Below are 13,654 nucleotides of genomic sequence, written 5' to 3' on the forward strand. Positions count from 1 at the left end.
CGGTACACCGCTACATACCGGAGCGCGTACCTGCTTCGGGAACGCGTCGAGTCGACAGCAGCGACCGGCGCTCGCCTGCGTCAGGACAGCGAATGTCCAGCCGGCAGCATCGGACGAATTCTATCACCCAAGAAGCGCTGTTCCGCAGCGATGGGCCGGCGAAGGTTACAATTGGCGCGCGCGCCCGCGTGATCCGGAGCCGGAACCCGGGTCACATCGGTCTGCAACGAATCCCTGATATCTCTAACGTTGGCCAATCCAACGCCAGCGCGCAATCGAAGCCTGCATGAACCATACAAGCGCGTCGCCTCCTTCCAATTGCGGACTGTCGGTTTCCCTCGTCGTCTATAAACCCGATATCGCCTTGCTCGAGCAGACGCTCGCGAGCCTGGGGGCCGCGTGCGAACGCATGCGTGCCGTCTCGGCAGGGCGCCCGGTCGAATTGTTCCTGGTCGACAATGGCGGCCTTGGCGACGTGCGCGTGATGACCGATCGGCTGCGTGAGCATGGCATCGATTGCCGGTTGCTGACGGGGCACGGCAACATAGGTTACGGTCGCGGGCACAATCTCGCCATCAGGCAAACTACCGGGCGCTTCCATCTGATACTGAACCCGGACATCGATCTGGACCTGCAAGCGCTCGCTATCGGCTGCGAATTCTTCGACACGTCCCCCGATACCGGTTTGGTGGCGCCGTGGATCGGCCACGACACGGGCGATCAGCAATATCTCTGTCGCCGCTATCCAGCGTTGCTCGACCTGCTCGTCCGCGGTTTCCTGCCCGCACGCATGCGCCGATGGTTTGCCGGTCGTCTTGCAAACTACGAAATGCGCGACGTCATCAACGACCGCGATATCGTCTGGGATCCACCCATCGTCAGCGGCTGCTTCATGCTGTTCCGCACCGACGTCCTGAAGAAACTCGGCGGTTTCGACCCGCGCTACTTCCTGTACTTCGAAGACTACGACCTCAGCCTGCGCACCCATGACGTCGCCCGCGTCGCCTACGTCCCGTCGGTCCGCGTGATCCATCACGGCGGCGGTGCTTCCCGCAAGGGTTTCGCGCACATCCGCATGTTCGCCGCATCGGCCTTCAAGTTCTACAACCGCTTCGGCTGGAGGCTGTGGTGAGTCATCTCGTCGTCACCGGCGCGAACGGCTTCGTCGGCCGTGCCGTCTGCCGTCGCGCGCTGGATGCCGGGCACACCGTCACCGCACTGGTGCGACGTCCGGGCGGCTGCGTCGACGGCGTGCGCGAATGGGTGCACGGCGGCGCCGATTTCGATGGCCTCGACGAAGGATGGCCTGCCGACCTGGCTGCCGATTGCGTCATTCATCTGGCCGCCCGCGTGCACGTGATGCGCGACGAGTCGCCCGATCCCGACGCGGCGTTCGACGCGACCAACGTCACGGGCACGCTGCGTCTCGCCGAGGCGGCGCGCAACCACGGTGTACGCCGCATCGTGTTCGCGAGCAGCATCAAGGCGGTCGGCGAGGGCGACGGCGGTGTGCCGCTGTCGGAAGCTTTCGAACCCGATCCGCAGGATGCCTACGGCCGCTCGAAGCTGCGTGCGGAGCAGCAACTCGCGCGATTCGGCGCATCGGCCGGGCTCGATGTCGTTGTCGTTCGTCCGCCGCTCGTCTACGGCCCGGCTGTGCGCGCGAATTTCCTGCGGATGATGGACGCGGTTGCGCGCGGTATGCCGCTGCCGCTCGGTTCCGTCCCCGCGCGGCGCAGCATCGTCTACGTCGAAAACCTCGCCGATGCGCTGCTGCGTTGTGCATTCGACCCGCGCGCGGCCGGCGAATGCTTTCACGTCGCCGACGACGACGCGCCGTCGGTCACGGGCCTGCTGCGTCTCGTCGGCGACGCGCTCGGTAGGCCGGCGCGGCTGATCGCGGTACCACCGGCCTTCTTGCGTGCGCTCGGGAAGCTGACCGGCCGCCGCGCGGCGATCGATCGCCTGACGGGCAGCCTTCAACTCGATACCGGCCGGATCAAGCGCGTGCTCGACTGGCATCCGCCCTATACGACCCGCCAGGGCCTCGAAGCGACCGCCGCATGGTATCGTTCGCGCGATACACAACAATAGTCGACATGCATTTCCCGATTTCCACATGGCCTGCTGCGGTCGTGGTGGCGCTGGTCGCCGCCATCGCATCGACGGCCATCCTGCGCATGCTGCTCGCGACCGGCCTCGCCTGGCGCCTCGCCACCGACATTCCGAACGACCGTTCGCTCCATTCGCTGCCGACGCCGCGCGTCGGCGGATGGGGCATCGTGCCGGTATGTGTCGTTGCGCTGTTGGCGCTGGCGCCGCGACTGTGGCTGATCGCCATCGCCGCCGCGGGGCTGGCCGCAATGTCGCAGATCGACGACCGGCGCGGGCTGCCGGCCCGCGTGCGGTTCTCGGCACACCTCGCGGCAGTCGTCGCACTGATCGTCGTCTTTCCGGCCGACGCGCCCTGGTGGCTGCTCGCCGGCGTGGGCTTCGCGATGGTCTGGCTGACGAACCTGTACAACTTCATGGACGGTGCCGACGGCCTCGCGGGCGGCATGGCGCTGTTCGGTTTCGGCGGGTACGCGGTCGCGGCGCTGAATGGCGCGCAGGCGTCGCCCGATCTCGTCGTGGCGGGCGCGGCGGTCGCCGGCGCGGCGCTGGGCTTCCTGCTGCTCAATTTCCATCCGGCCCGGCTGTTCCTGGGCGATGCGGGCTCGATTCCGCTGGGATTCCTGGCCGGCGCGCTGGGCTACTGGGGCTGGCGTACCGGCGTCTGGCCGATCTGGTTTCCCGCGATGGTGTTCGCCCCCTTTATTGCCGACGCATCTGTAACACTTTCGAGACGCTTGTTACGCGGAGAAAAGTTCTGGCAGGCGCATCGCGAGCACTATTATCAGAGGATGGTCCGATCGGGCGTAGGTCACCGTCGGACCGCTCTTTATTGGTACCTCATCATGCTCGCGGGCATAATTGTCGCCGTGTGGGCAAAGGGCCGCCCCGAACTGCAGCAATGGCTGTCGTTCTTCGCATGGTATGGCGTCCTGGCATGGTTCGGATGGTTGATCGACATGCGTTGGCGCCGGTTTCAGTCGGCCGCCGAAAACAACTCTTGAGGTTTCCCGCAGATGTTGCGATCCAAGGCATCCTGGCTGTCACTGAGTGCTTTCCTGTTCGACCTGACGGCGGTTGTCGCTGCATGGTTGTTCGCTTATCTCGTTCGTTTCAATGGCAGCGTTCCGCATGATTTCCTGAGCGGCGCACTGATGGCGCTGACGTGGGTGCTGCCTGTGTACGCGCTGATGTTCCACGGGTTCGGCCTGTATCGTGGGCTGTGGGTGTTCGCGAGCCTGCCCGACCTTATGCGCATTGCGAAGGCGGTGGTCGGCGGCGGCGTGATCGTGATGATCGGCGCGGTGATGTTCCAGCCGGCGCCGATCATTCCGCGCTCGGTACTGCTCCTGCAGCCGCTGATGCTGTTCCTGGCGATGGGCGGCGCGCGTGCGCTGTATCGCGCGACGAAGGAGTATTACCTTTACGGCGGCCTGGTCGGGAAGGGCAAGCCGGTGCTGGTGCTCGGCGCCGGTACTGCCGGTGCGAGTCTCGCGCGCGAATTGTCGCGCTCCGGCGAATGGCGCCTCGTCGGCCTGCTCGACGACGACGTCACGAAGCAGGGCCGCGAAATCTACGGCTACAAGGTGCTGGGCTCGTTCAACGACCTGAAGTACTGGACCGACGCGATGAAGGTCGAGTACGCGATCATCGCGATTCCGTCGGCCTCCGTCGAAACGCAGCGTCGCGTCGCGACGCTGTGCGTGCGGGCCGGCGTGAAGGCGATGGTGCTGCCTTCGCTGACCGCGCTGATGCCGGGGCAGGGCTTCCTGTCGCAGGTGCGGAACATCGATCTCGAGGATCTGCTCGGCCGCGACGCCGTGACGATCGACACGCCGCACGTCGAGGCGCTGCTGCGCGGCCGCGTCGTGATGGTGACGGGCGCGGGTGGCTCGATCGGCTCCGAGCTGTGCCGGCAGATCCTGCGCTTCGCACCGGCGCAGCTTGTCGCGTTCGACCTGTCCGAGTACGCGATGTACCGGCTGACCGAGGAACTGCGCGAACGCTTCCCCGACCTGCCGGTCCTGCCGATCATCGGCGACGCGAAGGATTCGCTGCTGCTCGACCAGGTGATGTCGCGCCATGCACCGCATATCGTGTTCCATGCAGCCGCCTACAAGCACGTGCCGCTGATGGAGGAGCACAACGCATGGCAGGCGCTGCGCAACAACGTGCTCGGCACGTATCGCGTGGCTCGCGCGGCGATCCGTCACGACGTGCGTCACTTCGTGCTGATTTCGACCGACAAGGCCGTCAATCCGACCAACGTGATGGGCGCGAGCAAGCGCCTCGCCGAAATGGCCTGCCAGGCGTTGCAGCAGACGAGCGGGCGCACGCAGTTCGAGACCGTGCGCTTCGGCAACGTGCTCGGCAGCGCGGGCAGCGTGATCCCGAAGTTCCAGCAGCAGATCTCGAAGGGCGGCCCGGTGACGGTCACGCACCCGGAGATCACGCGTTTCTTCATGACGATCCCGGAAGCGTCGCAGCTCGTGCTGCAGGCGTCGAGCATGGGGCATGGAGGCGAGATCTTCATTCTCGACATGGGCGAACCGGTGAAGATCGTCGATCTCGCGCGCGACCTGATCCGCCTGTACGGTTTCTCGGAAGAGCAGATCCGCATCGAGTTCACCGGGTTGCGGCCGGGCGAGAAGCTTTACGAGGAACTGCTCGCGGACGACGAGGCGACGACGCGCACGCCTCATCCGAAACTGCGGATCGCGCGCGCGCGCGAAGTGCCGGACAACCTGCTCGATGAATTGCTGCCATGGCTGATGCAGCACCGCGTGCTGAGCGACGACGAAGTGCGGCGCGACTTGCGGCGCTGGGTGCCGGAGTATCAGTCGACGGTTGCGCCTCTCTTGCAAAGCGTATCGGCATCATCCTCATCGACGGGCGTCGCGCGGAGATAGTGCAATCCCAACGCATGTCGATCATCGTGCGGACTGTCCTTTGGGAACAACGCGGTCGCGCACTGATACTGCGATCACGGCGCCAGCAACGCCCCATATCGTGCGATGGCTTGCATGGCGGTCTGCCGTTCAAGCGAGCGAATGTCTATACTTTTGAGCCGTCGCTTGGCCAGAGCGGACCAGAGACATGTATCCAGCCTGCATCGAGCGTTAAGCAGTGCCATTGTCCCGGAATCGAGTTCCTTGTCGAGACGCAATCTGAGGTTGCTTGGTACACGCTCAGTGGAATTGAGATGTTCCATGGGTAAGTCGGCGCCCAGCCACTTACTCAAACCATCTCGAAATGACGCGTTTTCAATGATGTCGCAATAAGCAAAGGTATCGAGTTGCTTGAGTGCACTTTTCAGGAGTGAGGCGTCCTGATTCGGCGTGATAAACGCGTCATTGCCGAAGCGTTGATCGGGCCAAAGCAGCATGCGTGTCACGATGTTGTCTGTTTGGCATGCAATGCGTGGATCTGTCAGAAACGCTTTGAGGGATCCGTGCGATATCTCGACACAGTCGCGCCAGCCTCCCCAGAGCGCAAGATGTTCGCCAGGTGTGGCTCGCCAGTATACCCAGTGGGATAGGAGGCGAGTCTGCGGCTCTCGAAGAAAGGTCAGTAATTGCGCATTTCGATACCTGTTTGCCAGTGTACTTCGGGAAAAGTGACCCATTGCAAGACGGGCGTCTGGCATTTTATTTGTGTCGAGATAGACGGTGCGTGCGATTTCGGGACTGAACTCGGAAAAACCATCAAATGCCCCCAGCAACGACCGGTCGAAGCCTGATACATCTGCGGGAGATTGAAGCGCTTCGGAAATACCCCGAAGGACCGACGTACCTGCGCTCTTCGGGATGTGCATGACTGCAAGCGGTTTCTCGATGTCTCGAGGAATGTTCTTGAATCTTGGGGTAATGAAATGGTTGAGCATTTTTTGACGGAATGATTTCGTCATGCACCTTCGGCACGAACGAATAAAACGATGCACGGGTTCGAGTCGTAGCGAGCGGGTGCTGGAACGGGGTTTGTTGTCGACAAATCGTGTGTCTGTCTGCTTGAGGTTTATTATATTCATCACGGCAGTCAACGGATCGCGCGATGCGGGAATCGGCAGTCGTGCAGATTTCGACAGATTACAATTCGTCGATCGACCACTAACTAGTGCCTCGACGCGTGTCTGCGTGTTTGGCCATCGACGCAAGCCCGTTGAAGCCGTCGACGATGTTGATCGCGTTGGCGAGGGCCGCAACCGCGAGCACCGTGATGAACGCCGAGATGGCGACGTAGCCGAGCAGGAAATCGAGCGGTGGCACGCTGATGCGCTTGACCGCGATACCCATCACCCCGAACGCGAGTGCGGCCGCGCCCATCGTGCACAGCAGCCGCGCACGCGGCGACACGCGCTTGGTCAGGTCCTCGACGAGGCCGGACAGGAACGCCGGCAGCCCACATGCGGCGATCCCCAGAATGCTGCCGGCGATCGTCGGATAGCGCCGCGACAGGATCGACGCGGCAATGACGACCCCGGCGAGGATCCCGATGCCCCCAACGCGCGGCACGGGCCGCACGTGGAATTTCTGCACGCCGGCCAGATCGCTGTCGACCGAGAATTTCTCGTGAAGGTGCGCGTAGCGCACGATGAACAGCGTGACGAGCAGGGAGACGATGAAGCCGGACGCGAAGCTGAGCATGGGATCGCTCGAAAAATGGACAGCGGATTATACAAAACCGCGCGGGTTGCCCTCCTGCCATCGCCAGTGGTCGGCACACATTTCCCCGATGCCGAGCGTCGCGCCGCCAGCCGATGATGTCGGCTGCGGCCTGCGGGTTCGCGTAGCACTCGGCGATGTCGCACCGGGTAGCGTGCTCGGTCTTCCACGGAGATCTGGTGGCTTGCTCCGAACCTTAGGCCTTCTATGTTGAGAATTCGCGGGGCCACGAAGGCACTTTTTACCCGATGAGCCGGACACGGCGAGCGGCGCTTTGCCGGTGCGTCGCATTCGCGCGACGACATTATTCGAATTAAGACATAGCTTAATCCATTCGCCTCTGCGCATATCGACCAAGCGTATTTGACTGTTGGTTGATTCCCGCATATTTTTAATAATAGGAATAAGGCTCGATTGGGCGGGCGCGGTGGTCTCGGCAATATTCGCGTTAAGTTGGCACCTCCTGTATCCGCCGCGCACACCGGTACCGGCGAGAACACCTATCAATGATCGGATGCCGAAATAAGGAAAGGAACAGTAAAAAATTTAAATAACCAATCCAGAGCAGAGACCATTCCGATGAAGACCGAGCACATTGCCAGATCGGTGATCGCGGCACTTGCGGTGTTCGCGCTTGCAAGCTGCGGGGGCGGCGACAGCCCGACGGCAGTCACCGAGCAGGCGTACAAGTTGTCGGAACTGCGGGCCGCAGGCAATGTTGTGGGTTTGGCGCCGTTGAGTGCCACGACGCCCGTGCATGTTGCGCTGGTACTCAAGCTCAACAACGAAATCGCATTGGATAGATTCCTGCAGCAAGCCAGGACTCGTGGCAGCGGCAATTTCGGAGCCGCGCTGACCTCGGCGCAGGTCGCCGCGCAGTACGCTCCCACGGCCGAGCAGGTCTCGACCGTGAAGGCCTACCTGCGAAGTAATGGTTTCACTAACATCAAGGTAGCCGGCAACAACATGATCGTCGAGGCCGATGCCTCCGCCAATGTGGTATCCGGCGTGTTCAGGACGACGCTGGTGCCGGTTGCGATGGCGGATGGCAGTCGGACGCATGTCAACCTCACCGCAGAGACGGTGCCCGATGCGATCGGCGGGGTTGTTCAATCGGTTCTAGGACTGGATACGGCGACCCGCTTGCATACGCACAGCGTCCGGCTTCCGCTCGCGGGCGGTGCGCAAAATGCAAGCGCGCCGTCGACGGCAGCAATCACGGTAGGTCATAACCCAACGGCTTTTCCCGGCATCTATTCCGTCGGCAGCGCACCAACGGCCAGCAACATCACGGTGGGAATCATTGCCGAAGGAAACCTGACACAGCCGCTTATCGACCTGACTACCTTCGAAAGCAACAACCAACTGCCCGCGGTACCCGTCTCGGTCATCAATGCCGGGATACCAAGCGCCGACACGAGCGCGAACGTGGAGTGGTCGCTCGATAGCCAGAGCATTGTCGGAATGTCCGGCGGCCTCAAACAAATCAATTTCTACGTTGCGTCATCGTTCTCGTGGATCGATATGGCTTCCGCCATCAATCTGGCGGTGGCAGACAATACCGCCCGGGTCATCAACATGTCCATCGGCGGATGCGAGAGCCGGGCGCCAACGGTATCGGTCGATGCGCTGCTCAAACTCGCCGTAGCACAAGGACAGACTTTTTCGGTCAGCTCGGGGGATTCAGGCAGCGTTGGCTACGGCTGTTCCGGCACCTCGGTGGAATACCCGGCAAGCTCTCCCTATGTCGTAGCCGTGGGCGGCACAAGCCTGTACACGAACGCGAACGGAAGCTACGCCGGCGAGACGGCCTGGGACGGTAGCGGTGGCGGCATCAGCGTCGTGGAGCCCATTCCCGCTTGGCAGTCGAACGTATCCCAACTCAATGGGCGAGCCTATCGGGGCGTCCCGGATCTTGCGTTCGATGCCGATCCCTATAGCGGTGCGCAGGTCATTGTCGGTGGACAACTGCAGACCGTCGGAGGTACGAGCCTGGCCGCGCCGCTGTTTGCGGCAACCTGGGCGCGCATGCTCTCCGGCGCTTGCGCGACGGCTCCGGGATTCGCCGCGCCCACCTTATACAGCTTTCAAGCAACGACTCCGGCCATCTTTCGCGACGTCTCCTACGGTACGAACGGCGCATACAGCGCCGGTCCGGGATGGGACTTCGTCACCGGCTGGGGCTCGCCGGATATCAGCGTCCTGCATTCCGCGATATGCGCTCCAACGTCTCCCATCTACGGCGGTGTCGTGAATGAAGGTACATCACTGAACCCGGGGCAAACACTGTACTCGCCGTCCACGAACCATGAACTCGTCATGCAATACGACGGCAACCTCGTGCTTTACAACACGACCAATGGTGCCGCTGTGTGGAGTTCCCGCACGTACGGAAACGCCGGAGCGTATGCCGTGTTCCAGGCCGATGGCAATTTCGTGGTCTACGGCACGAGCGGCAACGCGCTGTGGTCCTCGGCGACCAACAACGCGTCCTACGGCCAGTATCTCGTCGTGCAGGACGACGGCAACATGGTGATCTACCGATCGTCCGTCCCCGTATTTGCCACATCGACCGCTACCAGCGGATATACGAACTCCACGAGCGGCCCGGCCGTCTGGAAGGGCGGCATCACCCTCAGCAGCGGCCAAAGTTTTACTTCAGGCAATGGCGCGAACGTGCTGGTCATGCAGGGCGACGGGAATTTGGTGCTGCTCCGCCAGGGCGTTGCGCAGTGGAGTTCGGGTACTTACAGTCATCCGGGCGCATTTGCGACGATGCAAACGGATGGCAATCTGGTCGTCTACAGTTCGACGGGCGTCCCGCTCTGGTATTCCGGCACCAGTGGGGATTCAGGCGCGGCCACTTATGTTCAGGACGACGGTAACGTCGTGATCTATACGCAACTGCCGCGTTGGAGCACGAATACCGCAGGGACCTAGTATTTCACTCGTCGATTCGCGATCGCACCGTCACGGCCCCGTCACCAGCGGGCGGGCCGCGCTCATCGTGCACAGCAGCCGCGCACGTGGCGACACGCGCTTGGTCAGGCCCTCGACGAGGCCTGGCAGGAACGCCGGTGGCCCGCAGGCGACGATGCCCGGAATGCTACCGGCGATCGTCGGATAGCGCCCGAGCAGGATCGGTGCGGCAATGACGACCCCGACGAGGATCCCGATCCCTCCGACCCGCGGCACGGGCCGCACTTGGAATATCTGCCCGCCGGGCGCATGGCTCGATACGTCAGCGTCATTTGACTGTCGGCCGATCTCTGCATATGTTTTCCTCAAGATAGCCGTGCGATTGCCGTAAAGAACGATGTGAAAAACTGAATAAAAAATCTACGTTCGATACCAATCCGATGAAAGCGGAACATATTGCTAGGGGAATGAGCGCGGCACTCATGGTGCTCGCGCTTGCAGGCTGTGGCGGCGGCGACGACGCAAGTCCGGCGGTGGCCACGGCGCAGGCCGGCAAACTGTCGGCGCTGCGAGCCACGGGCAACGCGGTGAGCGCGGCGCCGATGAGCGCAACGGCGCCGGTCCATGTCGCGCTGGTGCTCAAACTGAATGACGAAGCCGGGTTGAACCGCTTTCTGCAGCAAGCGCGAACGCCCGGCAGCGCCAGCTTCGGGGCCATGCTGACGTCCGCGCAGATTGCCGCGCAGTACGCGCCCACCGCGGGCCAGGTCGCCACCGTGAAGGCCTATTTGGGAAGTAAGGGCTTCACGAACATCAAGGTGGCCGACAACAACATGATCGTCGAAGCCGATGCCCCGGCCGGCGTGATATCCGGCGTGTTCCAGACGTCGCTCGTCCCGGTCGCGATGGCGGACGGCACCAGCACGCATATCAATACCGCCCCGGAGACGATGCCCGATGCGATCAGCGGGGTCGTTCAAGGGGTTCTCGGGCTCGATACCGCGACTCGCCTGCATCCGAATTTCGTGCGCGCGTCCAATGCGGGCGCTGCGCCGACCGCAAATGCGTCGCCGACTACTTCCGCGGTCACGGTGGGTCACAACCCGACGGACCTTCCCGGCATCTATTCCGTCGGCAGCACCCCGACGGCGGCCAACACCACGGTCGGCATCATTGCCGAAGGAGACGTGACGCAGCCTGTCATCGACCTGGCGACGTTCGTGAGCAACAACCATCTGCCCGCCGTACCCGTTTCGGTGATCCATGCCGGACTGTCGAGCGCGAACACGAGCGCGAACGTCGAATGGTCGCTCGATAGTCAGGCCATCGTCGGGATGTCCGGCGGCGTCAAGCAGCTCAATTTCTACGTTGCGTCATCGTTTGCCTGGAGCGATATGGCGCTTGCAATCAATCGCGCCGTGATCGACAACACCGCCCGGGTCATCAACATGTCGATCGGCGGTTGCGAGAACTGGGCGCCGACGGCGGCCATCGACACGCTGTTCCAGCTCGCCGTCGCGCAAGGGCAGACTTTCGCGGTCAGTTCCGGGGATTCAGGCAGCGTGGCGTACGGCTGCACCGGCACGTCGGTGCAATACCCGGCGACGTCCCCGTATGTCGTGGCCGTTGGGGGCACCACGCTCTATACGAACGGGAACGGCAGCTACGCGGGCGAGACGGCCTGGGGCTCCAGCGGGGGCGGCATCAGTGGCATCGAGCCGATTCCATCGTGGCAGTTGAACGTTCCGGCGCTCAAGGGGCGCGCTTTTCGGGGCATGCCGGACCTTGCGTTCGATGGCGATCCGAACAGCGGCGAAGCAGTCATCGTGGGAGGACAACTCGAGATAGTGGGCGGGACGAGCCTGTCCGCGCCGCTGTTTGCCGCGACCTGGGCGCGCATGCTGTCCGGTGCCTGCGCGACGAATCTCGGTTTCGCGGCGCCCACGCTGTATAGCGCTAAAACCACGACCCCATCGAGCTTTCGCGATATCACCAACGGTTCGAATGGCGCATACAGTGCGGGTTCGGGATGGGATTTCGTGACCGGCTGGGGCTCGCCGAACGTCAGCGTGCTGTATTCCGCGATATGCGTTCCGACGGCCCCGATCTACGGCGGCGTGCTCAACGAAGGTACGATGCTCAGGCCGGGGCAAGTCGTGTATTCGGCTTCCAAAAGCCATGAGCTGGTCATGCAATACGACGGCAACCTCGTGCTTTACAACACGACCAATGGTGCCGCGGTGTGGAGTTCCCGCACGTATGGAAACGCCGGAGCGTATGCCGTGTTTCAGGCCGATGGCAATTTCGTGGTCTACGGCGCGAGCGGCAACGCGCTGTGGTACTCGGCGACCGGCGGGGCGTCCTACGGTCAGTCTCTTGCCGTGCAGGACGACGGCAACATGGTGATCTACCGATCGTCCGTGCCGGTATTTGCCACATCGACCGCTGCCAGCGGATATACGAACTCCACGAGCGGCCCGGCCGTCTGGAAGGGCGGCATCGCCCTCGGTAGCGGCCAAAGTTTTATTTCAGGCAATGGTATGAACGCGCTGGTCATGCAGGGCGACGGCAATTTGGTGCTGATTCGCCAGGGCGTTGCGCAGTGGAGTTCGGGTACCTACAATCATCCGGGCGCCTTTGCGGTGATGCAAACGGACGGCAATCTGGTCGTCTACAGTTCGACAGGGACGCCGCTCTGGTATTCCGGCACGAGTGGATATCCCGGTGGAGCCACTTACGTTCAGGACGACGGTAACGTCGTGATCTATACGCAAGTACCAAACTGGAGCACGAATACGGCGGGAGGCTAGGGGACGATTCCGGCCAGCGCCATCACGCTGGCCGTCCGCCACGCTCAATGCCCGCGCTTCTCCTTCCTCACCACCATCCACCTCGGCACCCTGAACCGCACGATGCTGAGATACAGCCACACATAGGTCAGCGCGAACAGCACGACGAACACGAACAGGTGCACCGTGTGCCGCCAGAACAGCGTCGCGGGTATCACCGCGACGAGGCACAGCAGCCACAGGTACGGCGACGTCAGCGAGTTGCGGCGCGTCAGATCATGCGCGTGCTTCGTGCCGACCGCCCAGCGCATCAGCCGCTTGTACACGAGCATGTGCAGGTGCACGCCGTCCGGAATGCCGGGCGACATCCCGCGGATGAATTTCTTCCGGTAGATCGAGAAGCAGGTCTCGAAGATCGGGTACATGAACAGCAGCACCGGATACCACGCGGACACTTCGCGATTGCGCATCACGAGCATGATCGCGAGTTCCGCGAGCATGAACCCGATGAAATACGCGCCGCCGTCACCGAGAAAGATCAGCCCGGCCGGGAAGTTCCACAGGAAAAAGCCGAGCACGGCGCCCATCATGATGATCGACGCGGACATCACGACCGGGTCGTTGACATGGAACGCCACGTACGCGAGCGACGCGAACATCATGAAGCTGACCATCGACGCGAGTCCGTTGAAGCCGTCGATGATGTTGATCGCATTCGCGAGGGCCGCGACCGCGAGCACGGTGATGAACGCCGAGATGGCGACGTAGCCGAGCAGGAAATCGAGCGGCGGCACGCTGATGCGCTTGACCGCGATACCCATCACCCCGAACGCGAGCGCGGCCGCGCCCATCGTGCACAGCAGCCGCGCACGCGGCGACACGCGCTTGGTCAGGTCCTCGACGAGGCCGGACAGGAACGCCGGCAGCCCACATGCGGCGATCCCCAGAATGCTGCCGGCGATCGTCGGATAGCGCCGCGACAGGATCGACGCGGCAATGACGACCCCGGCGAGGATCCCGATGCCCCCAACGCGCGGCACGGGCCGCACGTGGAATTTCTGCACGCCGGCCAGATCGCTGTCGACCGAGAATTTCTCGTGAAGGTGCGCGTAGCGCACGATGAACAGCGTGACGAGCAGGGAGACGATGAAGCCGGACGCGAAGCTGAGCATG

At 62.8% G+C, this 13,654-nt stretch carries 8 protein-coding genes and 3 pseudogenes; 6 read left to right on the plus strand and 5 right to left on the minus strand.

The features are described 5' to 3' along the window. Positions 1 to 286 precede the first annotated feature (286 nt). Genes OEJ37_RS12650 through OEJ37_RS12665 form a run of 4 tightly spaced genes read left to right on the plus strand, consistent with a single transcriptional unit; the run spans position 287 to position 5,021 of the window. On the plus strand, positions 287 to 1,132 hold the full coding sequence (locus OEJ37_RS12650; RefSeq protein WP_175918997.1) for a glycosyltransferase family 2 protein: 846 nt from the start codon (positions 287 to 289) through the stop codon (positions 1,130 to 1,132). After that, complete coding sequence (locus tag OEJ37_RS12655) at positions 1,129 to 2,094, plus strand: UDP-glucose 4-epimerase family protein (protein ID WP_174420059.1); 966 nt, start codon at positions 1,129 to 1,131, stop codon at positions 2,092 to 2,094. Before OEJ37_RS12650 ends, OEJ37_RS12655 begins: the two co-directional genes overlap by 4 nt. A gap of 5 nt (positions 2,095 to 2,099) precedes the next feature. Then, on the plus strand, positions 2,100 to 3,116 hold the full coding sequence (locus tag OEJ37_RS12660; protein ID WP_254624645.1) for an MraY family glycosyltransferase: 1,017 nt from the start codon (positions 2,100 to 2,102) through the stop codon (positions 3,114 to 3,116). 12 nt (positions 3,117 to 3,128) lie between these two features. Further along, a complete protein-coding gene (locus tag OEJ37_RS12665; RefSeq protein WP_174420061.1) occupies positions 3,129 to 5,021 on the plus strand; it encodes a polysaccharide biosynthesis protein in 1,893 nt (630 codons plus the stop codon). 74 nt (positions 5,022 to 5,095) lie between these two features. Here OEJ37_RS12665 and OEJ37_RS12670 read toward each other — a convergent pair whose 3' ends face one another. From OEJ37_RS12670 to OEJ37_RS12680, 3 genes and pseudogenes are all read right to left on the minus strand, one after another. Continuing rightward, positions 5,096 to 6,019 carry a hypothetical protein gene (locus tag OEJ37_RS12670; RefSeq protein WP_263344452.1) on the minus strand — a complete coding sequence of 308 codons (924 nt, stop codon included), beginning with the start codon at positions 6,017 to 6,019 and terminating at the stop codon, positions 5,096 to 5,098. A 235-nt stretch (positions 6,020 to 6,254) separates the two neighbouring features. After that, positions 6,255 to 6,755 (minus strand): annotated as a pseudogene (locus OEJ37_RS12675) (MraY family glycosyltransferase); the annotation flags it as partial. Positions 6,756 to 6,782: 27 nt separating this feature from the next. Then, positions 6,783 to 6,915 (minus strand): annotated as a pseudogene (locus tag OEJ37_RS12680) (UDP-glucose 4-epimerase); the annotation flags it as partial. Positions 6,916 to 7,352: 437 nt separating this feature from the next. Between OEJ37_RS12680 and OEJ37_RS12685 the strand changes: the two are divergent. Then, the gene (locus OEJ37_RS12685) at positions 7,353 to 9,713 is read left to right on the plus strand and encodes a protease pro-enzyme activation domain-containing protein (protein WP_263344453.1); all 2,361 of its coding nucleotides are present in this window, start codon (positions 7,353 to 7,355) and stop codon (positions 9,711 to 9,713) included. A 54-nt stretch (positions 9,714 to 9,767) separates the two neighbouring features. Here the strand turns inward: OEJ37_RS12685 and OEJ37_RS12690 are convergent. Continuing rightward, positions 9,768 to 9,995, minus strand: a pseudogene (locus OEJ37_RS12690) (glycosyl transferase); the annotation flags it as partial. A gap of 179 nt (positions 9,996 to 10,174) precedes the next feature. Here OEJ37_RS12690 and OEJ37_RS12695 point away from each other — a divergent pair. After that, on the plus strand, positions 10,175 to 12,502 hold the full coding sequence (locus OEJ37_RS12695; RefSeq protein ID WP_244130738.1) for a protease pro-enzyme activation domain-containing protein: 2,328 nt from the start codon (positions 10,175 to 10,177) through the stop codon (positions 12,500 to 12,502). A gap of 44 nt (positions 12,503 to 12,546) precedes the next feature. Here OEJ37_RS12695 and OEJ37_RS12700 read toward each other — a convergent pair whose 3' ends face one another. After that, the gene (locus tag OEJ37_RS12700; protein WP_263344455.1) at positions 12,547 to 13,653 is read right to left on the minus strand and encodes an MraY family glycosyltransferase; all 1,107 of its coding nucleotides are present in this window, start codon (positions 13,651 to 13,653) and stop codon (positions 12,547 to 12,549) included. Between the last annotated feature and the right edge of the window lies 1 nt (position 13,654).

This window comes from Burkholderia sp. BKH01 (genome assembly GCF_025685725.1).
In the GTDB taxonomy this organism is placed as follows: domain Bacteria; phylum Pseudomonadota; class Gammaproteobacteria; order Burkholderiales; family Burkholderiaceae; genus Burkholderia; species Burkholderia pyrrocinia_C.